The sequence below is a fragment of the Lederbergia citri genome (assembly GCF_018343625.1).
In the GTDB taxonomy this organism is placed as follows: domain Bacteria; phylum Bacillota; class Bacilli; order Bacillales; family Bacillaceae_C; genus Lederbergia; species Lederbergia citri.
The window spans coordinates 639,040-661,236 of sequence record NZ_JAGYPG010000003.1 but is presented as its reverse complement, the minus strand read 5'-3'; the positions used below and the strand labels follow the sequence as shown (position 1 = coordinate 661,236).

16 protein-coding genes are annotated in these 22,197 nt (G+C 39.1%); 3 read left to right on the top strand and 13 right to left on the bottom strand.

What is annotated here, in order from left to right; genetic code table 11:
* Nucleotides 1-162: 162 nt before the first annotated feature.
* Entirely contained in the window at nt 163-1,317 is a 1,155-nt protein-coding gene (locus KHA97_RS19260; protein WP_213126492.1) for a glycerate kinase, read from the bottom strand.
* Between the two features lie 223 nt (nt 1,318-1,540).
* On the opposite strand from KHA97_RS19260, the gene KHA97_RS19255 reads away from it, so the two are divergent.
* Nucleotides 1,541-2,416, top strand: a complete 876-nt coding sequence (locus tag KHA97_RS19255; protein ID WP_213126368.1) for an NAD-dependent epimerase/dehydratase family protein — start codon at nt 1,541-1,543, stop codon at nt 2,414-2,416.
* Nucleotides 2,417-2,460: 44 nt separating this feature from the next.
* Here KHA97_RS19255 and KHA97_RS19250 read toward each other — a convergent pair whose 3' ends face one another.
* The 6 genes from KHA97_RS19250 to KHA97_RS19225 form a co-directional block, all read right to left on the bottom strand.
* Entirely contained in the window at nt 2,461-3,372 is a 912-nt protein-coding gene (locus KHA97_RS19250; protein ID WP_233713634.1) for an aminoglycoside phosphotransferase family protein, read from the bottom strand.
* A gap of 125 nt (nt 3,373-3,497) precedes the next feature.
* Entirely contained in the window at nt 3,498-5,477 is a 1,980-nt protein-coding gene (locus tag KHA97_RS19245; RefSeq protein ID WP_213126367.1) for a YjhG/YagF family D-xylonate dehydratase, read from the bottom strand.
* A 12-nt stretch (nt 5,478-5,489) separates the two neighbouring features.
* Complete coding sequence (locus KHA97_RS19240; protein WP_213126366.1) at nt 5,490-6,362, bottom strand: fumarylacetoacetate hydrolase family protein; 873 nt, start codon at nt 6,360-6,362, stop codon at nt 5,490-5,492.
* Nucleotides 6,363-6,387: 25 nt separating this feature from the next.
* Nucleotides 6,388-7,833 (bottom strand): alpha-ketoglutaric semialdehyde dehydrogenase GucD, encoded by a 1,446-nt coding sequence (gene gucD / locus KHA97_RS19235; RefSeq protein WP_325167503.1) that lies wholly within the window; start codon nt 7,831-7,833, stop codon nt 6,388-6,390.
* A 267-nt stretch (nt 7,834-8,100) separates the two neighbouring features.
* The gene (gene pdxA / locus KHA97_RS19230) at nt 8,101-9,096 is read right to left on the bottom strand and encodes a 4-hydroxythreonine-4-phosphate dehydrogenase PdxA (protein WP_233713675.1); all 996 of its coding nucleotides are present in this window, start codon (nt 9,094-9,096) and stop codon (nt 8,101-8,103) included.
* Complete coding sequence (locus tag KHA97_RS19225) at nt 9,065-10,348, bottom strand: four-carbon acid sugar kinase family protein (RefSeq protein ID WP_213126365.1); 1,284 nt, start codon at nt 10,346-10,348, stop codon at nt 9,065-9,067. Before KHA97_RS19225 ends, pdxA begins: the two co-directional genes overlap by 32 nt.
* A gap of 379 nt (nt 10,349-10,727) precedes the next feature.
* On the opposite strand from KHA97_RS19225, the gene KHA97_RS19220 reads away from it, so the two are divergent.
* Complete coding sequence (locus KHA97_RS19220; protein WP_233713633.1) at nt 10,728-12,350, top strand: SulP family inorganic anion transporter; 1,623 nt, start codon at nt 10,728-10,730, stop codon at nt 12,348-12,350.
* A 1,025-nt stretch (nt 12,351-13,375) separates the two neighbouring features.
* Nucleotides 13,376-15,496 carry an MMPL family transporter gene (locus KHA97_RS19215; RefSeq protein ID WP_213126364.1) on the top strand — a complete coding sequence of 707 codons (2,121 nt, stop codon included), beginning with the start codon at nt 13,376-13,378 and terminating at the stop codon, nt 15,494-15,496.
* Between the two features lie 39 nt (nt 15,497-15,535).
* Here KHA97_RS19215 and KHA97_RS19210 read toward each other — a convergent pair whose 3' ends face one another.
* The 6 genes from KHA97_RS19210 to KHA97_RS19185 all read right to left on the bottom strand — a co-directional run bounded on the left by KHA97_RS19210 (nt 15,536) and on the right by KHA97_RS19185 (nt 22,059).
* Complete coding sequence (locus tag KHA97_RS19210; RefSeq protein WP_213126363.1) at nt 15,536-16,330, bottom strand: phosphotransferase family protein; 795 nt, start codon at nt 16,328-16,330, stop codon at nt 15,536-15,538.
* A 152-nt stretch (nt 16,331-16,482) separates the two neighbouring features.
* Nucleotides 16,483-16,842, bottom strand: a complete 360-nt coding sequence (locus tag KHA97_RS19205) for a cupredoxin domain-containing protein (RefSeq protein WP_213126362.1) — start codon at nt 16,840-16,842, stop codon at nt 16,483-16,485.
* Between the two features lie 225 nt (nt 16,843-17,067).
* Nucleotides 17,068-20,196 carry an MMPL family transporter gene (locus tag KHA97_RS19200; RefSeq protein ID WP_213126361.1) on the bottom strand — a complete coding sequence of 1,043 codons (3,129 nt, stop codon included), beginning with the start codon at nt 20,194-20,196 and terminating at the stop codon, nt 17,068-17,070.
* Nucleotides 20,193-20,648: a MarR family winged helix-turn-helix transcriptional regulator gene (locus KHA97_RS19195; RefSeq protein ID WP_213126360.1), complete on the bottom strand. Its 456-nt coding sequence runs from the start codon at nt 20,646-20,648 to the stop codon at nt 20,193-20,195. Before KHA97_RS19195 ends, KHA97_RS19200 begins: the two co-directional genes overlap by 4 nt.
* 636 nt (nt 20,649-21,284) lie before the next feature.
* Nucleotides 21,285-21,437: a hypothetical protein gene (locus KHA97_RS19190; RefSeq protein WP_213126359.1), complete on the bottom strand. Its 153-nt coding sequence runs from the start codon at nt 21,435-21,437 to the stop codon at nt 21,285-21,287.
* Between the two features lie 67 nt (nt 21,438-21,504).
* Nucleotides 21,505-22,059, bottom strand: a complete 555-nt coding sequence (locus KHA97_RS19185) for a nitroreductase family protein (protein ID WP_213126358.1) — start codon at nt 22,057-22,059, stop codon at nt 21,505-21,507.
* Nucleotides 22,060-22,197 lie beyond the last annotated feature (138 nt).

The window sequence follows — 22,197 nt, the reverse complement described above, 5'->3', positions numbered from 1 at the left end:
TGATATATTTATTTTTGGTGTTTCAAGAAACACTAGTTGTGTATTTTAAAACTAATTGTTCTAAATTAAAAAAACTGCAAAAAGGTCCTTAATTAGACAAGGACATTTTGCATCATCTTTAATAGTTTTTAACCTTAAACAATCATATTTTAAAGCTTTTCTCTATATAGAAAACTCATCTAGCTTTTCATTCCAAAAATATGTCCTACATATTTGCGTAGCGCTCGTTTCAAGTAAACGTTCTGCTTCTACCATAGCCTTTTCAAGTGTCATCGGTTGATTGATAATACTAAAAATACCAACAACACCATATTGAAAAAGGTTTTGAATATTATCCCCAACCGAACCTGCGAGTATGATGGTTGGTACATTCTTCTTTTGAGCTGCCTGAGCAACACCCATTGGAGATTTTCCATAAGCCGTTTGAAAGTCTACCTTTCCTTCACCTGTAATCACTAAATCAGAACCATTAAGAGCTTCGGCAAATTTAGCATTTTCCAACACCACTTCTATTCCTCTTTTCATGTCGGTAGGGAAAAATGCTAAAAAAGCTCCTCCAATGCCTCCTGCTGCTCCAGCACCTGGCATGTCATGAATCCTTACCCCTGTTATGTTTTCGACCAGGTTTGCATAATGCAAGAGGTTCTGATCTAAAGTTTCCAACATCTCAGTAGTTGCGCCTTTTTGTGGACCAAAAACATAGGAAGCGCCTTTCTCACCAACTAAAGGATTCTCAACATCAGAGGCGATTAGAAACATGCTATCCTTTATTCTTTGATCGAATTGTTCAATGGAGATATGATGAATTTTTCTTAACTCACCGCCTCCAAATCCAATTTCATTTCCAGCTTTATCTTTAAATTCCATACCAAGGGCCTGCAACATGCCAACCCCGCCATCATTCGTTGCCGATCCACCTATCGCTATAACAAAATTTCGGTAGCCTTGATCTAACGCAACTTTAATCAATTCCCCTGTCCCATATGTAGTCGTCAACATCGGATCTCTTTCACTTTCCTTTATCAAATTAAGGCCAGAAGCAACAGCCATTTCTATGACACAGGTATTTTTGTCGCCAAGTATCCCGAAGTGAGCATCCACCTCTTTTCCAAGCGGCCCGGTTACTTTTACATGTTCCTTCCGACCGTTTGTAGCGGCTATTAAAGTTTCTAACGTCCCTTCCCCACCATCAGCTACTGGCATCAACACTGTTTCTGCATGGGGGAAAGCATTTTTTATTCCCTTGTCAATTGCTGCTGCAGCATCCATTGCCGAAACGCTACCTTTAAATGAATCTGGTGCAATAACGATTTTTATGATGATCATCTCCTAGTTAATGAATAAATTTGAACTATCATTTTCTACAATAAATATAAATCTGTGGACGTTTATGAAACTTCCACATTTAATTTAAATGTCCTGCATCTTCAAATTTTAATGTTCATAAATAAGAAGTAATGAGTTGCAATATTTCATACCAAATAATAGTTTTATTATATAAGAGAAAAAACTACATTTTAATTAAAAAGGAGATAGCACAATGAAATCAGCCTTAATACTTGGAGGAACTCGTTTTTTCGGTAAGGAGCTTGTTCATAGTTTGCTAACAAAAGGTGTCGATGTGACAATCGCAACTAGAGGAAAAAGCGGAAATCCTTTTGGAGATAAAGTAAAGCAGCTTATAGCTGATCGGTATGATGTAGATTCCATGAAATCAGCCTTCGAAGGATTGCACTTCGATGTCGTCTATGACCAAATTGGATACTCTTCGGAGGATATCAATATTGCATATGAAGCGTTGAATGATAAAGTAGGGAAGTATGTTTTCACCTCTACGTTGTCCGTTTATGAATTTAGGAATAATCTTTCCGAAGACGAATTCAATCCATATACATACCCACTAAAAATAGTGAAAAGCCAGGATGTATCGTATGGTGAAGGAAAAAAGCTTGCAGAAACAGCTCTATTTTCCAAAACAGGATTATCCTCTGTGGCAGTTCGTATCCCAATTGTTCTTGGTGAAGAAGATTATACTGAGCGACTGCTTTTCCATGTAAAAAAAATAAAAAACGAAGAAGAAATTGGAATGCCCAATTCAGAAGCATCGCTTAACTTTATTTCCGCTCGTGAAGCAGGAGAATTTCTCGCCTGGATTGGAACACAAGCTTTTACAGGACCAATCAACGCATGTGCAAATGGAGATATTCAATTAGCAGAATTAATAAGACTTATTGAATCAAAAACAGGGAAAAATGCTGTAGTGACAACAAATGTGACGGATGAAAACCGCTCGCCATACGGAATTCCAAAAACATGGACGATGGATAATTCCAAAGCAACGGGACTTGGCTTCGAATTCAGTAACTTGAAAGATTGGCTGCCCGGTTTGATTGATCATTATAATAAAATTGTTTGATTAAAAAACTACCGCTCATCATTCTGTGAGCGGTAGTTTTTGTATTAATGATTTAACATTGCTTCCGCAAAAGCAACAGTTTTTACTAGGCTAGGGTATTCATCAGGAGTTGAGCCATCTTCTACACACCAGCAAATTCCCATTGCCGTTTCCACGAAAAGGCATTTTCTTATTATATCGTTAGGTATGTCCAAGCTTTTTTCAAAAAAGGTGATGATGCCATTTATTTTCTCATGCAGTTCCGGAGTTATGTCATCACCAAATTCATTTAATATAAAACGCGGCACATCAAAGATAGGATCACCTACTACGCCCTTTGGATCAATGATTTTATACTTCCCATCTTTACCTAGCAATATATTATCATGATGAAAGTCGCCGTGAAGCAGCATCTTTTGTGAGTATACACTGGACAATGAATGGCAAATTTCTTGTGCATGCCTCATATATACATATAATTCTGTACAATCTTTTTGCTGGCTCATGTAAGCTGTTATTTTATCTACCCATTCCATATATGTAGGATATATCTCAGATTTGGCAGGCGTGATATGTAGATCGTTATAGAGAGAAGAAAATACAAAAAGCCTTTTTTCAAGGGAATTCTCATTCCTTAAAGGAATTCCCGGCTTTATCCATTCTTCTACTATCACACCATTTTCAATATCTGCGTCAAAAACTGTGCAAAATCTTCTTCCATCGTATTCAATTAAAGTATTAAATTCTGTAAAAACTTCTCTTGCATTTGGATTTCCTATTTTTAATACAACATTTCCAAATGTCTCTGAATGACAGGTAAAAACGATGTTCGCGGAATAGGAAGGAATAAATTGAAAAGAAGTGAGCGACCACTTTTCGGTATACACTTCAATATCTCTCAAAACTTTTTCATAAAATTCTTTTCCGAAATGCTTTATGATGTTTTCAATTTCTTCTTGCTTGAAATTATAGCTCAACTTTAGCTCCTCCCATTCTAAGAAATTGAGGCAATACATCCTTTTACTATTCTTCATTAGTAGAGATTTTCCTTCTGGCAAAAAAAAGACTAAGCATTATTTACGCTCAGTCTAATTCCATTCTATTACAGAACCTCTATCTCATTGTTCTTTCTCAAAGCCTTTTCTCCGGCTTCCAGCACCTCTATGATTCTATCGACATCATAAATACTTCCACGCCACGTGCCTCCACTAACCTTTTGCAGTGCTGCCCATAACCTGGTATCATCTGGCAACCCATCGGCAGGTTTAATTTCATTTGGTTTTCGCTCACTCAAAATTCGAGATCCTTCCTCAGGAGAAACTGGATGATCTTTCGTGCCTAAAAAGTTGACTCTTCCCTCTAAATTTACGGTATCAATCTTTACTTCTATAATATCGCCATCTCGAAGTTTGCCAATTGGACCATCTGCCAAACCTTCAGGACCGACATGTCCGATACAAGCACCTGTAGAAACTCCTGAGAAACGTGCATCTGTAATCAATGTTACATGTTTTCCAAACGAAAGATGTTTTAATGCAGATGTTAATTGATACGTTTCCTCCATACCAGTTCCGAGCGGTCCGCAACCCGAGACAATCATGATGTCACCAGCTGCGATTTTCCCTTGTCTTATTGCCCTGATTCCATCTCTTTCACTCGTAAAGACTTTCGCCTCACCTTTATGATAAAAAATTCCGTTTTCATCAATTTTTTCTCTGTCGATTGAAGTTGATTTGATGACTGAACCTTCCGGAGCAATATTTCCAGTTGGAAACGTAATGGTTGAAGTCATCCCTTTCTTTTTAGCTTGTTCCTTTGACATAATGACTTCATATGCTTCTATGTTATCAGCTTTTTTTAAGCGCTCTTTCATTTTTCTTCTACGCTCAGATTGCTCCCACCATTCTAGGTTTTCACGCAGCGTTTTTCCTGTTACGGTCATGACATCCTCGTTCAACAAGCCTAATTTTCTTAAATGGAGCATCACTTCTGGAACACCGCCCGCAAGATAAGCACGAACAGTCGGATGGTATTCTGGCCCATTCGGAAGGACGCTTACTAGCCTAGGTGTTTGTCGGTTTACTTTTATCCAATCCTCTACAGTTGGTATTGTACATCCTGCCGCATACGCAATTGCTGGGATATGTAAAAGGAGATTCGTGGAGCCTCCGAACGCGGCATGAACAACCATTGCATTGTGAATAGATTTATCTGTTAAAATATCCTTCGTCGTGATACGTCGTTGTTCCATTTCAATAACGGCTCGAGCTGAATTCCTCGCCATTTCCCTCCAAATTTGTTGTCCGGATGGCGCGAGCGCAGAATGTGGCAAAGATAATCCGAGGGCTTCACTAACTACTTGAGCTGTGGCTGCTGTTCCTAAAAATTGGCAACCTCCACCAGGTGTTGCACATGCCCTGCACCCCAGTTCCGCTGCTTCTTCAAGTGTAATTTCGTTAGCGGAATACCTTGCCCCGATTGTTTGAATTTTCCCCGCATCTTCGCCGTATTCAGGTGGAAGTGTGACCCCACCTGGAATGACTATAGTTGGAAGATCATGCATGGAAGCGAGTGCCAACATCATGGCTGGCAAACCTTTATCACAAGTAGCGATTCCAATTACTGCTTTTCTCGTAGGAAGCGAACGAATCAAACGACGATACACGATTGCCGCATCATTTCGATATGGAAAAGAGTCGAACATGCCTGTCGTTCCTTGGGACCTACCATCACAAGGATCACTTACATATGCCGCAAACGGAATCCCACCAGCACGATTGATTTCCATCGCCGCTTCCTTCATCAATTGGTCGACTTCCCAATGTCCCGTATGGTATCCTAAAGCAATTGGGAACCCTTCGCTATCTTTCATGCCACCCTGAGTACTTAGCAACAATACTTCTTTTCCTCTCAGATTATTCGGCGACCAGCCCATGCCAACATTTTGGGACAACCCGAACAAGTCACCACTCGGAGCATTTCGCAGCATATAATCGGTCAATGGGAGTTTTCCTTCGGGTCCTTTTGCTTTTGTTTGGATATTTTTAATCGTTTCGGAGGCAGTCGATAATAAATGATCCATTCCTGTACCTCCCTATTGCGCTGCCACTGGATTTCGCAACATTCCAATGCCTGTAATCTCAATTTCTACTACATCACCATCGTTTAAAGTAAAATCATTTGGAGGTACAATACAAGTGCCTGTTAGCAAAACAGTACCTGGGAATAGTTCATTATCTCTCTTTAAAAATTCGACTAATTCTTCATACCTTCTCTTTAATTGAGAAGTACTGGCTCTATCTTCAAAAACCTTTTCACCTTCCCGAAAAATGGTGCACTTAATATCAAAGTCATAAGGGTCCTCAACCGTCTCGGCTAGTAGAATTGCGGGACCTATTGAACATGAGTGCTTCCACATTTTTGCTTGGGGCAAATACAGAGGGTTCTCACCTTCAATATCCCGACAGCTCATATCATTTCCGATTGTGTATCCGACAATATCACCAGCTCCATCTAAGACAAGCCCTAACTCAGGTTCTGGAATTTGCCATGTTGAATCTGATCGTAAGTAAAGCGGTTCATTGTGACCAATCGTTCTTTTATCTGTAGATTTGAGAAAAAGTTCTGGCCGTTCCGCTACATATACTTTGTCATAATAGGAAACAGACGGCTCACTTCCTTGAGATTCATAGTTTCGTGCATTTTTACTTCTTAAATACGTAACCCCACTAGCCCAAACTTCCCCGGCATTTAAAGGTAGTTTAAGGTCCAATTCATCTATTGATTTTTGAATGGGATCAATCTCACGTAACACTTCATTAATTAATGTCAGACAGCTCTTTTGTTGTTCATCACATTTTTTCAGTAGTTCTTGAAAGTCTTGGTAAGGCAATGGATAAATCTTTGAATCTTCTTTCACTGCTGCCAATTGTGGCCTTTCTGATTCAGCATAACGAATGATTCTCATGATCTAATCTCCTGTCTTTTTGAAATTAACCTTTCACAAACACTGTTTTGATAGATGTGTAGAATTCTATTGCCGCTTCACCTTGTTCACGTGAATGGGAACTAGAACTCTTCATCCCTCCAAAAGGAGCTTGAAGTTCGACGCCTGCTGTCTCAGCATTAATCCTAACTAAACCTGCATCAACTCGATCGATGAACTTCAACATCGCACCGACATTTTCTGTGTAAATTGAAGCACTTAGCCCAAACTGTGTATCATTTGCCAATGCAAAAGCTTCTTCCAAATTATCAAATGGAATAATGGCAATGACAGGTCCGAAAATTTCTTCTTGAGCAATTTGCATCTTGCTGTCGACTTCATCAAAAATCGTTGGCTCTACATAGAATCCTTGATCATACTCTGAACTTGTCAATCTATTGCCGCCAAATAAGAGTTTTGCCCCTTCTTTCTTTCCTTTTTCAATATAAGAAAGGACGGTTTCCATTTGTGACTCGGAGGAACACGGTCCCATCCATATGCCTTCTTCTAATCCATTTCCAGTTTTAATAGCTTGTGATGCTGAAATAAGCTTATCTACAAAGGTTTGTTTTATATTTCTATGTACAAGCACTCGACTAGTTGCTGTACATTTTTGTCCTGTCGAACGAAATGCGCCACTAATTGTCCCGTCGACTGCTTTATCGAGATCCGCGTCTTCCGCAATAATGACTGGATTTTTCCCGCCCATCTCAAGTTGGAATTTCGCACCTCTTTCTACTGCACCTTTTGCAATTTGTTTTCCGACGACGTCCGAACCCGTGAAAGAAATTCCCGCGACTCCCCGATGATTCACTATTCCATTTCCTATGACACTGCCAGAACCAGTAACCATGTTAACGACACCTTTTGGAAGGCCAGCTTCATGGAAACAATCAATTACTTTAGCAGCAGTAATAGCTGTTTCAGATGCAGGCTTAATGACAACGGTATTTCCGTAAATGAGAGCCGGGGCCATTTTCCAAATCGGAATCGCCACTGGGAAATTCCAAGGAGTAATAATTCCTACAACACCTAAAGGCACACGCTTAGTAAACATTAATGCCTCACTATCCGAGGAAGGAATCACATCTCCAACCTTACGCATTCCTTCTCCAGCATAATAACGCAAAATAGCTACGCCCCTTGCTGTTTCGCCTTTTGCCTCGGGCAAAGTTTTCCCCATTTCTCTCGTCATCGTCTTAGCAATATCTTCTAGTCTTGATTCAAGTATATTAGCTACTTTATAGAGATAATCTCCCCTCGCTGCACCTGATAGCTGCCCCCAACCAAATTTAGCCTCTGTTGCTGCACGTACTGCTGCATCAAGATCTTCCACCGTTGAAACGGATGATTTTCCTACGATTTCACGAGTGGCAGGGTTAATGATTTCTCTTGTTTCTCCAGTGACGGATTCTTTCCATACGCCCGCGATGTAATTTGGGTATGTTTTCACTTATTGATTCCTCCTATTCATGTTTGATGAGTGTATTGGCTCTTTTTCGACATTCTACCATGTTAGTACAATTCTATATGAAACTCTAAAATCCTTTTTTGAGTGAAAATTAGTAGGCGTCAAAATTGTTTTGAACACATAAAATAACCCAGCCTGAAAAATACACAAGCTGGATTTCCTCAATCAATCTTTAAATTAATTAATCTTTTCATTTATTGATATTCCATCATATTAGTATATTTCGATATAGGTTGTGGCTTTTTCTATTTATTCCTTTCCCTTCGGCACCAAGCCCACCGCCTGCCGAATCGCTTCCACCAAACTTCTCTCGTCCGCAATTCCTGTTCCTGCTATATCAAAAGCCGTTCCGTGATCTACACTTGTTCTTATGATTGGAAGCCCGACCGTAATATTGACACCTGCATCCAGTCCAAGTACTTTTACAGGGCCATGTCCTTGATCGTGATACATCGCTACCACTACATCAAAATCCCCGCGCACAGCACGGAAAAACAAAGTATCTGCTGGTAATGGACCTTCGACGTCAATCCCTTCTGCTTGTGCTTTTTTTACAGCTGGGATAATTTTTTCTTCTTCTTCGCCATAACCAAAAAGGCCATTTTCTCCGGCATGAGGATTGATCCCACAAACTGCAATCTTTGGTTGCTCAATTCCTGCACGTGTTAAGGTTTCATTTGCTAAACGAATGACCTCATATACTCTTTGCGGATTAATCATCTTTATTGCATCAATAATTCCGACATGAGTCGTCACATGGATGACACGCAAATTAGGTGCTGATAGCATCATTGAAAAATCTTCGGTATTCGTTAAGTCTGCCAATATCTCAGTATGACCTGGATATGTGTGCCCCCCTTTATGGAGTGCTTCTTTATTTAATGGTGCTGTACAAATAGCATCGATTTCCTTATTTAATGCCAGCTTCACCGCCTTTTCCACAAATTTATAAGCAGCATGGCCAGATTCGGCGGAAACTTGTCCAATTGGTAAATGTTTTGGCAAAAGGTCTAGGTCATAACAATTAATGCCATTGGGAGAAAATTCCGCCTGATTCAATGTAGAAATTGAACGAATTTCCAAATCAGAGTGAATAAATGCTTTCGCACGTTCAAGAATTTTTGCATCCCCGATCACAATGGGGCAGCAAATATCATGGATTTCCGCATGACCCAAACTTTTTAAAATAATTTCAGGCCCAACACCTGCAGAGTCACCCATTGTAATGCCAATCATAGGTTTCATCATCTGTACCACTGTCCTTTAAAAAATGTAAAGCATGTTTCATAGAGTATTTCGTACCAAATCCTCCTGCTTTCGTCACTGCCCATAACTCTCTCTTGTAACCTAGTAATTTCCCGAATGGTAAACCTGCCTCAACTTCAGTGATTAACGCCATTTCAACAATTCCAAGCTTCGAACAAACTGCCTTTGCCGTATCACCACCTGTTAAAAAAAGCCCATTGACCGATTCAATATTCTCACAAATTGCCAGCGCCACCTCCCCAAGCCCCTCAACAATGCACTCACTAATCTCTAAACCTTGCTCTTGAGGATATCTTTCGTTGGATTCTAGATATAATAAGATATGGTCAACTTCTGACCGATTTTGGATATTATTTAATATCATTTCCATATCTAGGGATTGCTTTAATATTTGGAGTACATCCACTTTAATCGTATATGTATTTGGCATTCTCTCAACTTCGCGAAGTTGTTTCTGAGTAATATTTGATAAACTGCCAGAAATCGTTAATGTTTTACCAATGGAGTATTTAGGCATTTCAAGCAGGTGAGAAGTTACCAACCTTAGACTAGATGGCAAATAATCTATTAAACCGGCAGATCCTGCCCAAACAATCTTTAATCCTGTTTTCAAAAATTTATCAATGATTTTTGCAAAATCGGTTTCCTCTTCTACGTCACACACAATCCAATTTTCACCTAAATGAATTCTTTGTATAAAATCTTCATCTGTTTTTCGCATAATTTCCGAATTATATACGACCGCTCTTTTCTTCACTTGTTTATAGAGAAGATCAGGTATATAGCTCACATTCACTGGCGTTTTTGGATCTTTTGCAAATTCTGACTCAGTAATGATTTCACCATTGATATAATGATGACCTTCTTTTGTAATCCGTCCTAGTTTAGGGAAAGCAGGTACGATGACAACAATATCGGGCTCATATACTTCTTCAACAGCTAATAATTCAATTCCTATATTCCCTCTTAGTGTAGAATCTATTTTTTTATAAATATGAGAAACCCCTGAACGAAACATGTATTGGGCAGCCTTTAAAACTCTAGTGTACGCTTCAGTAGGATCTAAGGATCGACTGTTTGTATCCATTACTAATACATCATTATTCACAATATCCTTCTCTTCATTTATATGGATTCCCACCGAAGTTCGTAAACCCTTTTTTGCTAACTGAACTCCTGAATCATTTGCTCCAGTAAAATCATCCGCAATTATACCGATTTTGTTATTCATTATTAACACATCCTTTATGAAGGCTATTTTCTTCAAGTTTTTTTGTTTGTAAAAGTCCTAGAGCCGGCTTTTACGCCTAATAAGGAAGTTTAGCGGTTCATATTATGCTGATAGCTCTTTTCCCATTTTTATATCAGTTTCAAGGATGAAATCTATTACTCATTATTTGGATTTACATCAATAGCAACAAACTTTGGGAAAAGAGCCATTAATGAATAAGCTATAACTTAAGTATAATACCGTTTTCCAAGAAATGCCGGATTATTTCATTTACTTCGCTTTGAAATTTCATCAGTTCCGTGATACAATAATGTTTGTCACTAATATTATAATGTTGCTCTTTTTTTATAAAAAATACAAATTCAGGGGTGAAGTACATTTGTTCAGTGATTATCGTTTTCGCGATTATCAGCCAGCGAGCCTTCGCAAGGACTTCATTTCTGGGATAACTGTCGGTATTGTGGCCATTCCTCTTGGGATGGCTTTTGCCATGGCTTCAGGTGTTAAGCCGGAATATGGAATTTATACGACGATTATCGCGGGATTGCTTGTATCTTTACTTGGTGGTTCTCGCTTTCAAATTGCTGGTCCAACGGGAGCTTTTATTCCTATTTTACTCGCAGTCGTGCTTCAATACGGATATGAGAATTTGTTGGTTGCGGGTTTAATGGCAGGAGTCATGCTCGTCATTATGAGTTTTTTCAGGCTTGGAAATTTAATTCATTTTATTCCACGGTCTGTGACTATAGGTTTTACAACGGGGATTGCCGTCATTATTTTCAGTGGACAGATTGGAAACTTTTTCGGCCTTACTGGTCTGGAAAAGAAAGAGTATTTTCACGAAAATATGCTGGAGATTTTTAGACATTTTGGCACTTTGAATGGTTATAGTATTCTAACAGCCATCATTGGATTAATTGCGATCATGACTGTGCCTCGGATATCACGACGAATTCCCGTTTTACTCGTTGGTCTTATCATACCGACAGTAGTTTCGGTTATTTTTTATCCGACTCACGTTGAAACGGTTGGCACTGCCTTCGGTGGTATTCCACAATCATTGCCGGATTTTAAGTTTCCTGATATTACTTTAGGAAAAATAAGAGAACTGTTTGTACCTGCCCTTGTGATAGCAGCTTTAGGGGCGATTGAATCCTTACTTTCAGCAGTCGTAGCGGATGGAATGACGAACCAAAAACATCATTCTAATCGTGAGCTCTTTGGACAAGGGATCGCCAATATTGTAGCACCACTTTTTGGTGGGATTCCTGCAACTGGGGCGATTGCAAGGACGGCAACCAATATTAAATCAGGTGCTGTAAGTAGACTTTCCGGAGTCATTCATAGCCTATTCGTTTTAGTTACCTTATTACTTTTTGCACCATATGCCTCTCACATTCCCCTTGCAGCAATGGCGCCGCTGTTAATGTTTGTCGCTTGGAATATGGCTGAGTTAAAATCTTTTAAACAACTATTAAAGCTAAAGACGAGCGATTCGGTTGTTCTCGTAACAACATTTTTACTCACGGTTTTTGTTAATCTCACTGTAGCCGTTCAAGTAGGAATATTACTAGCCATTCTTTCTTTTATTAAAAAGAAAAGCGAAATGCTGCAAGTCAATCAAAAACAAGATGCTTTAGATTTAACATCTCATTTGCGCTATAAAACCTTTACTATTAAAGGACCGTTGTTTTTTGGAACAGCCCAAGCATTTGAACATCTTCTTCATTCATCGCTTGAAAGTCCACCCCGAGTCATTATTTTAAATATGTCTGAAGTTACAACCATCGATGCAACTGGAGAAGAAAAACTCGCTTCATTTATTAAAAGTTTTAAAAAGTCCGGCGGTACCATTTTAATTTCTGGTTTGCCAGATTGGGGAATGGAACTTTTTCAAAAAAGCGGATTGTTCGATTATTTAGGAAACGATTCTTTTTATACAGATGAAGAAAGTGCTACGGGATCAATTGATTACCATCTAAAAACGGTGGTCGGGGATTGATCCCTTTTTTTATGCTCCCCTTCTGCTTCTCTTCATGCCATCGATTGTTTTATCATTGAATTAATATCAGAATTTTCTTATTAGAATTAAAATTTTAAAAAAATCGTTCATTTTCACCTTGACTTTTCATAGCCTATATCAAATTGAGTTTTATTTATATCGGGTCCCAAAAAACTGAGATTAGTTGATAATAGCTGCATTTTTGAAAATAGGACATCTTTTATTTCTTAAGAAATATTTGTAGTGGTAAATGTCAGTTTCTAGCCTATGCTATTATCCTCTCTTACGAAGATGAAACTATAACCCTATAAAGTATGTAATTAGACTATAAGTTTTTTACGAGATTCATTGAAAATAACGCTCAAATATACAAAAATACTTTTTAACGGGGGTAGAAGATCAATGAGTGATGTAGTAAACCATCCCAAGAAACTGAGCAAAAGCCGTAGAATCTTGTCAAGAATTGGGCTAGTATTAGCCTGCATTGGTGAGTTTAGGTAATGTTGCGATCGGGATATGGGCGCTGGTAGACCCGACGATGGGACATTTTAGTCCTACGCTTAATATGTGGCTTGGTGTTTATTTACTAGTGTCCGGCCTCGTTACACTCATCGCTATTGTACCGGCGTGGCGAGATCACAAGGTGGCTCTGTGGACGGTTATCATTTCACGCCTGCAAGAGGGATGGGGCGTACTGGTTCTGCCCTTTGCGGGAGACAGATCAGATGCAATAATACCGGTGGCTTTGGCAACGGTTGTTTCAGGACTTGTTGCACTGGCCTTGCGTCGTCATTAAATGCCGCAATTCTCTTACATGTTGTTGGGTAATAGCAAAGACGAGATGGCAGGAAGTGCTACGGGATCAATTGATTACCATCTAAAAGTGGAGGTGGGGATTGACCCCTTTTTTTCTATAATCTCGTTTCACTAACATTATCTCCAAAATAGACACTGGAAATAATTGGCTTACAATTTGTACTTCCGATATGATAAGAACAGCGAATTTGTTTTTAAGGGGACGTAAAATGAATAGACTTGGAAAATTAATATTTAAGTACAGAAAGCTAGTCGTAATATTATGGACAACCCTGTTCCTTCTCTCAGGAATATACGCCTTAAAGCTTCCATCTGTTTTAGGCGGCAGTGGCTTCGAATATGATGGATCGTATAAAGAAGTCGAAAAAATCATGAATGAAGATTTCAATATTCCTGCCTCATCCTTAATTTTACTGTTTGAAAAAAATAATGATGCGACAGATCAAGATTTTTCAACGTACATAGGAGACACTTTGACTCGTATTAGAGAAGTAAAAGATGTGGAGATTCAGCAATCTTTACCTCAACTGAAAGACAACAGGGCTTTTGCCATTCTTTCGTTTAGTAATAAAGATCAAATGCCGAAGAATATTGCAAATGTACGGGACAAGCTTAAAGACGAAGGTTCTTTTTCTGTTGGTTTAACAGGAAGAGCGGTCATTGAAGAGGATATGAATCAAGCAGCACAAGATGATTTAGTGCGCGCGGAACTCATTGGCATCCCTATAGCATTAATTGTGTTGTTGCTAGCTTTTCGTGGTGTGATTGCTGCACTAATTCCTTTGATTACTGGCTTTGTCAGTGTCGTAGTCGCGATGGGAATGCTTTATTTTACTGGGCAAAAATTGGATCTTTCGATTTTTGTTTTGAATACAGCACCCATGATTGGTCTTGCACTCGGGATTGACTTTGCACTTTTGTTTGTGAATCGTTTCCGTGAAGAATTAGAAATGAAAGCAACGGATAATGCCATAGAAAAAACAGTGGCAACATCAGGACGCGCTATTCTTTTTTCAGGATTTTGTGTGCTGCTCGGCTTAATTGGAATGTTATTGATTCAAGTAGGGGTTTTTCAATCTGTCGCATTGGGCGGGATAGCGGTTGTCTTCACTTCCGTTCTTGCAGCCAATACATTCTTGCCAGCACTTCTTTCCGTCATAGGTCCGCATATTAATAAATGGATGATTTTAAAATCAAAGGAAGAAAAGGAAAGCAGCTGGCATAGATTCGCTCGTTATGTTATGAAAAGACCTGTCGTTATGGCACTTGTTGCAATAGTCTTACTTATAACAGGCTTGCTTCCAATTGGTGATATGCGAATAGCTATTCCAGAAGCGGATGCACTGCCTACGTCATATGAATCGCGAACGTCTTTTGAAAAGTATAAAGAAACCTTTGGTGATAAAGATAAGACGGTTGTTTATATTGTTGCAAGCAGTGAGAAGGAAATGGTTGACTCTTTGGAAAAATTGGAGAATGTTATTCAGGACATTCAAGCTGATCCGCTCGTCAGTGAGGTTGATTCCATTTTTTCAGCCACACAAATGTCAGCTGAGGAATTGATTGCAGCGAAAGAAATCCCTCAATTTACGCCTGCTTTTGAGCAATTTACTAATGGAAATGAGGGGTTCCTTCAAGTGAAGCTTAATGCCAAGAACTCCTCTGAAAAAGCAAAAGACTGGGTAAGAGACTGGGAGAAAAAGAAGACAGATCTCTCTTTAAAAATTGGCGGGGAGTCGAAGTTCCATCAGGAAATTTTCGATGAAATTATCAATAAAATCGTATACAGTTTGGGCTTTATATTAATATCGACCTATATTGTCTTGTTTATCGCATTTCGTTCAGTATTAATTCCTTTAAAAGCTATTTTGATGAATGTCGTGAGCTTAGGGTGCACTTTCGGTATAATCGTATGGCTTTTCCAGGAGGGCCACCTCGGATTTCATGCATCCGATATCGCTTTAATGATTCCAGTGTTTGCATTCAGTATAGTGTTTGGACTAAGTATGGATTACGAAGTCTTTCTTATTTCTCGGATTTACGAAATTTATCTTGAAACGGGAAATAACGACAAGGCCACTTTGGAAGGTTTGACATCGACTAGTAAAATCATTACGTCAGCAGCTGCCATTATGATTGTCATAACTGGTGCATTCGGTTTTACCGGCATTATCCCTGTTCAACAAATGGGTGTTACGATAGCACTTGCCATTTTTATCGACGCTACCATCGTGAGGATGGTACTTGTTCCTTCTCTAATGAAGCTGCTTGGGGATGTAAATTGGTGGTCGCCATTTCATAAACAGCGCAGGGTCAAACAATATGGATAAAAAATGGAGTGAGGTGTCCACCCCCGCTCCATTTTTTCCTTATAAAAATTCATATACTCCATTCGCAAAATATTCGTATTCGTCTTCGTTGATAATCCTCTCCCCGTATCCTTCAAAAAAAGTCTTTTTATCTTCTTCGTTAACAAAAAAGTCATCCTCTGGCTGGATAGCAAGGGCTACATCAAATCTTGGATCTCCGTATGCTCCCCCACTCCAATCGATAACAGCTGCTATTTTTCCATCATGAACAAGGACGTTATCGACGGTAAAATCACCGTGAATAAGAGTTTGCATTATATTCTTTGGTTTTTCTCTTTTTAATTGCTCTAAAAGTTCAGGAGTACCATCTAAATCATAAAGCTGTAATTCTATTTCAGCCTTATCAAGGATTTTATCCAGCCATATGGTGTCAGGTTGATAGATTTCTTCCGGGCATGTAGTGGAGTGAATCTCCCTCAATACTTCTCCAAATTGATAAATGAGGCTTCGTCGCTTTTCTGAATCCTTTTCTTTTTGTAACGCTTCTCCCATCGTTTCACCCTGTATAAAATTCATCAAAATCCAAGACTCATTGAGCTCGGAGTTCTTTTCAAATGCATGAATAACAGGAATGGGCAGAGACGTTTCGCTTAAACTTTTTAATATAAATGCTTCTCTCTCAAGCCATCCAGAATATCGCTCTCCCTTTGAGCGTTTCAAAACGAAAACCCCATTTTCCCCCTTTACAATCCCTACGTGTGACGTACATCCCTGCTCTGGAAACGTCATTTTCTCTATTTTCCCTATGATGCTTACAAATTTTATAGGAACTTCCTGTTCAGCGATTGGAACCACATCGTAACCCCCGATTTATTGTTCTTTTCTCTATTATTCGCTGAACATCGGAAAAGCGCAACCATCTAATTCCAAGGATATCTTTTACAGGCTTAAAACAACAATTAGTATGATATTGAGGCCCTTCCTCACTGGAGCGGCCTCAGCTTTTTTTATTCTACAATTAATTTTCCAACCATGTCACCATGACCGGCACCACAGAAAATAGAACATACATAGTTGAATTCTCCTGCTTTATCCGCGACAAAGGAAATGGTTTTATCACCTTGAACTTCTTTGTTGTAACCTTCAAATTTCACCGCATGATTCCCTTCTGAATTTTTAAGGGTGATTTTTACAGTGTCCCCTTTATTCACTTTAATTTCTTTTAAATCAAACTCAAAGTTCGTTGCATCTATCGTGAATTCTTTTACCTCTCCATTCCCTTTTGCGGAGCTATCTGAGCTTCCACATCCAGACATTATAAGAGCTGATAAAATCACTAAACAGAAAGCAAACATCATTTTTTTCATATTCTTGAGTCCTCCTTGAACTTTTATAATTCAAGTTTAGAATCAAAATGGGACCCAAACTATGACATAAATCACACTTGTAGAAAATGTTAGTGCCAAGTCCTAATACTGGAATTCATTATAAAACCTTGGTACGACTTGATTTTATTACAAAAAAGGCTTTTCTTTCGTTCACAATTTTGTTAAAAAATATCCCAAAGGAATAAACCTTTGGGATAAGACTCGTTAACTATCTCTTTTCGGCATAAATGGCCACCAATTCGCTTTTCCGAGCATATTAATTAACACGGGAACAAATAATGGCAAAATTATTAATGCGTAAAATAATAATCCACTTAATACCAATGTCGCGATTTGCAGCATCGATAAAACACCTGAAGGCAACATGGCCGCAAACGTACCTGCCAAAATAACCGCTGCACTCATAATAACAGTACCCATATTTTTCATCGCAATCATGATGCCTGTTTTGACATCGAGTTCCTTATATTCAGAGAAACGATCCATTAAGAAAATAGAGTAATCGACCCCAAGAGCAATCAAGATGACGAAGCCAAAGAATGGTGTGACCCAGTTGATTCCAGGGTATCCGAGTATATTAACGAATATTACCTCTGTCATTGCAATGGAAGAATAATAGGTTAATAGTAGCGATGCAATAATATAAACCGGCATAACGAGTGAACGGAGCAAAATGATCAAGATAAGAACAATCCCAATCATCATAAACATGACAGTTTTTGTATAATCCGAGTTGGACATTGATTCTAGGTCATGGTTAATGCTCGTAACCCCGCCAATTCCTATATTAGCTTGCTCTAATTTTGTATTTTTCGTTGCATCTTTCACCGTTTTTTCGACTTCTGAAATCTTGTTCATCGATTGTTTCGAATACGGATTTGAATCAAGGACGACATCCATCGTTGTCATTTTACCGTCTTTTGACATGTAGATATCAAATACTCTTTGAAACTCTTTATCTGTTAAAAGTTCATCTGGGATATAGATGCCAGATTGTTGTAGATCCGTTTCACTCGCAAGTTTTGTTAAATAGCTTTCGGCTTCCCCAAATCCGTCTTCAATTTTCCCAAGACCATCGCTGCTTTGAGTAAGACCATCACTTAATTCATCCAACTGTCCACCCATATCGCCAAATCCTGTTTTTAATTGTTCCTGGCCTTTTGCTATTTCACCAAGACCTGATGCAATTGATGGAATTTGTTTCACAACTTGGTGTTGGCCATTCGTAGCTTGCCCCAAGCCTGATTCAAGCTTCTCCAATCCAGCTGCAATCTGATCTAAGCCTTTCGAAAATTCACCTAATCCGGAAGTAATTTTAGCTAAGTTGGAGTTGGCTTCTTTTAATCCAGCATTCACTTTTTGTAATTCCTCATTTAATGCTGAAACTGTTCCATTTGCAATAGCAGCTTGTTTGGCAGCTTCACCCATAATTGCTTGGATTTTAGCTAAATTAGGGTCGTCTTGAATTTCAGGATGATTTTGTACTAGTTTCGTAAGTGGTTCCTGAAGAGACATGATCGTATTTTGAGTTCCTTGCAATAAAGGTGGCACTTTTTCATATTCACTGATTAGCTTAACAAGACCAGCTTGGGCTTGCTCATACCCTTTTAACAATTGAGCTGTGCCTGCCTGAACCTCTCGTGCTTTTTTACTAGCCTCTACTGCACCTTTTTTCAGATCACCGGCACCAGTCGTTCCTTGGCGGATTCCATTTTCGATTGCGCTTAACGCCGTTTGCAGCTCTCCAACTCCGGACTGCAGTTTTTTCGTACCAGTATTTAATTCTCCAATTCCAGACGTTGCTTTTTCAATTTCCGGCTTAGAATCTTTAATCGATGTTGCTGCCTCATTCAGCCCATCTTTGATTGTGGCGATTCCTTCTGTTCCTTCGCCAATTCCTTTTCCGAGCTTATCCGCCTGATTTTTCACATAAAGATCTTCAATCTTGTCGCCTGTAGGTCTAGTTACACTGCGGACTTTACTTACATCGTCAAGATTCTCTAATTTTTGGCTAATCGATTCTATTAATGTGACGTAATCCTTTGTTTTCATTGAATCGTCATTTTCAAGAATCACTTGGATTGGCATGATTTCGCCAGGTCCGAAATTATCCGCTACTAGATTAAAGCCTTTTACAGAATCGTAATTTTCGCCAATTTCATCAAGGGAATTGAAGGATAGATCCCCATCGTAGCTGACTAGAAGAGGTACCGTAAACATCGCAACAATTCCAAGTGCAATAAGCGGCCGTGTGATGGCGAGATTTCCCATCCACCCCCATAGCTTGCTTTCAGAATGAGAAATATTCTTTTTTACTGGCCAGAAAAGGACTTTTTTCAGCGTAGCCATGAAAAAAGGAACGATCGTAAAGAGTGCTATCATTAAAACAAATACACCCACAGCTACCCCAACAGCGGATTGATACAGTTTGAAAGTAGCGAAACCGATAGATGCGAACCCAATCATAACAGCTAGCGCACTAAAAATAACCGTTTTCCCTGCCGTTTTATAGGTCGTAACGATAGCAGATTGAATATCCTGGCCATTTGAGAGTTCCTCTTTATAACGACTGAGTAGTAATATACAATAGTCAGTTCCAATTCCGAACAATACCGCCACCATGAATGTTTGAGTAAAGTTGGAAACTGGAAAATTCAGCTTATCTACTAAAAATGCAACAATCGTTTGGCTCACTAAATATGTCATTCCGACTGTCAAAAGCGGAATAAATGGAGCTACGGCCGAACGGAACACTAGCAAAAGGATAACCATGATAAAAATGACGGTGATGACTTCTGTCTTAGCAAGACCTTTTTCGGAGCTGATAATGACATCCTCTGTTATCAACGCATTTCCCGTCATATAGGTGTCAACATTTTTCGTTTTAATAGCCTTATCTAGTTGCTCGCGAACAACTCTTATTTCTTTATCACCCATTTTCACATCCAGCAAGGCGATGATTGTATTTTTATTTTTTGAAATGAGCTGATCCTTGAGCTCATCATCGTCAAAATGTGTGGTAATGTTACTGATACCTAGCTTTGATTTATTTGCTTCCAAATTTTTCATCGTCGCTTCAATATTAGAAAGCTGAGAATCGGAAAACTTTTTATCATCATGAAAAACAACGATAAAGGCGCTCGTTCCTTTTTCCTTTGAAGAGTGCTTAGCCGCAATTTCTGAAGCAACTTTGGATGGATAGCCATCCGCAACTTCTAGTTGTCCTTTTTCTCTAATGAGATTCGCCATATTAGGGGAATTCATTAAAAGTACAACGGCAAAAATAATCCAAATAGCTAGTATCGCCCATCTAAAACGTAATATTGACCTCATTCTCCATCCCCCTTGTAATTCTCTATAAGATCAGCTATTTTTACATACACATTTAAAAAGCTTTCCATTTCATCTTCAGGTATTTTTCTTACGATAGATTCTACGAATTCATTAATTTTATTATCAAGATGCTCGTAATATTCCGTCCCTTTCTTTGTAAGCCGCAAGTAAACATTTCTACGATCTTTTTCGTCCCTTTGACGCTCGACCAATCCTTTTTTTACAAGTTTCTCTACTCTTACCGTAATCGCACTTTTATGTACTAGTTGCTTTTCAGCTATTTCCGAAGCACGGATTGGTCCCTTTAAATACAGTAACCGGACAAGAGAAAACTGCTCGAATGATAGTTCTTCCATTAAATGCATCGACATTAACGAAGAAATACTTTTCGAGCCGTACATAAAAATATCCATATATCGATCCAAAATAAGTTGGATTTTTTCTTTATTCACATTAGTTCACCTCATCAATAGTTGACCCACTCAACTATATATCAATACATATGCACGGTCAATGGCGGTAATGTGAAAAAGCATTAGAAAAGCGCAAGCGTCTTTCTCATCGATGTACAGGCCCACATGATGTGGGTCCGTCGACGTCGCCACAGGACGTGGCAGTTTTAGTCGACGTTCCTATTTTGGCCATCGACTGAGATAAAGGAAACACAGTGAGCCACAAAAAACGGAAGGCGCCTGTATAATGAAGGAAGGCTAAGGACGCAACATCCTGTTGCAGGCTCAGGCAGCGACGTCCTGTCGCTTCGCCTGCACTAGTACATCCATGTACGTCGCAACGCTTTCCTGTCCCGCATCCTGCGGGCCTCCGATAAGCAAATATTCTGAGTCAAAAAAGTCGCTCTTTGACTTTATTGACTCAGGTTATGGACCTCGAGGGGCTGGCGTCTGTAGCTGGACCTACAAGGCGAGCTGATGTTGACTTATCGTAGGAAGAAACCGAAAGTTTGCTAGTCGCTAGGCGTTGGAGCTGGACAGGAACTTCCTTCTAAAAGTTATTAACAATGTTCCAATCTATGATTTCCTAGACAAAAAAAACAACCTTATCAAATATGATAAAGTTGTTCTTAATCTCTACCCTCTTATCATTGGGATTAAATAACTAATGATAAACCAAAGTATCCCGAAAAAGATGATTAAATATGCCGCGTATTTAATAAAAGTCGAAGCTACTTGACTGGAATTTGACTTTCTCTCTGTCCTTTCAATTTCCTTATGCTCGTCCATCTTAACCTCTCCTTATTAAGGGTTTTGCTCCTGCAATACCCTTAATAAGGAAAAAATAAACAATACGTTAAAAGGCAATCATTTTTTCAGCAGGATTGGTTCTTTTACGCACCTTTTTAGCTGCAGTCTCTTTATCAAAATATCCAATATTTAATACACCCACTATTTTTTCTCCTGGCTGGACTCCAATTGCTGTCCGGAATCTTGGGTCATGGATATGAATAGGCGTTTTCCAAACCATTCCTATTTCTTGTTCCCAAGCAAGTAATTGCAAGTTTTGCAGCATACAGCTTGTTGCCGCAAAGTCTTCCTCCCAAACCTTTTGTCGTGGATCCTCATTTATTATGACAACTAAAAATGCTGGTACATTTATAAATTTATTACGTATAATTTCATGCTTCCCTTTTTCATGACATTGAAGAATCGCTTCAATAAAATCCTCTTTACGCTCTTTCGAAACAAAAATAAAACGCCATGGTTCACGAACGCCATGAGTAGGCGCCCAAACGGCATCTTCTAATAATGACAAAACAAGGTCTTTACTAATTTCCTTATCAATATATCCATTTTTTATCGAGGTTCTTTCACGGATAGTATCTGCAATCGACTTAACTGCTAGCATGGATGGCCTCCTTAACTAATAATGATAATCATTATCACTTATCATATCATGTATGAGTTTTAATGCAAGTAATAAAAGCGGAAGCGCTTTGCTCATCGGCGTTCAGGCCCACCGGATGTGGGGCCGTGGACTTCGCCA

What these genes read in the sequence shown, in the direction of transcription:
- KHA97_RS19255 (WP_213126368.1), top strand. Translation starts at nt 1,541, where the DNA reads ATGAAATCAGCCTTAATACTTGGAGGAACTCGTTTTTTCGGTAAGGAG.
- KHA97_RS19245 (WP_213126367.1), bottom strand. Translation starts at nt 5,477, where the DNA reads ATGGATCATTTATTATCGACTGCCTCCGAAACGATTAAAAATATCCAA.
- KHA97_RS19240 (WP_213126366.1), bottom strand. Translation starts at nt 6,362, where the DNA reads ATGAGAATCATTCGTTATGCTGAATCAGAAAGGCCACAATTGGCAGCA.
- pdxA (WP_233713675.1), bottom strand. Translation starts at nt 9,096, where the DNA reads ATGAAACCTATGATTGGCATTACAATGGGTGACTCTGCAGGTGTTGGG.
- KHA97_RS19225 (WP_213126365.1), bottom strand. Translation starts at nt 10,348, where the DNA reads ATGAATAACAAAATCGGTATAATTGCGGATGATTTTACTGGAGCAAAT.
- KHA97_RS19215 (WP_213126364.1), top strand. Translation starts at nt 13,376, where the DNA reads ATGAATAGACTTGGAAAATTAATATTTAAGTACAGAAAGCTAGTCGTA.
- KHA97_RS19205 (WP_213126362.1), bottom strand. Translation starts at nt 16,842, where the DNA reads ATGAAAAAAATGATGTTTGCTTTCTGTTTAGTGATTTTATCAGCTCTT.
- KHA97_RS19200 (WP_213126361.1), bottom strand. Translation starts at nt 20,196, where the DNA reads ATGAGGTCAATATTACGTTTTAGATGGGCGATACTAGCTATTTGGATT.
- KHA97_RS19190 (WP_213126359.1), bottom strand. Translation starts at nt 21,437, where the DNA reads ATGGACGAGCATAAGGAAATTGAAAGGACAGAGAGAAAGTCAAATTCC.
- KHA97_RS19185 (WP_213126358.1), bottom strand. Translation starts at nt 22,059, where the DNA reads ATGCTAGCAGTTAAGTCGATTGCAGATACTATCCGTGAAAGAACCTCG.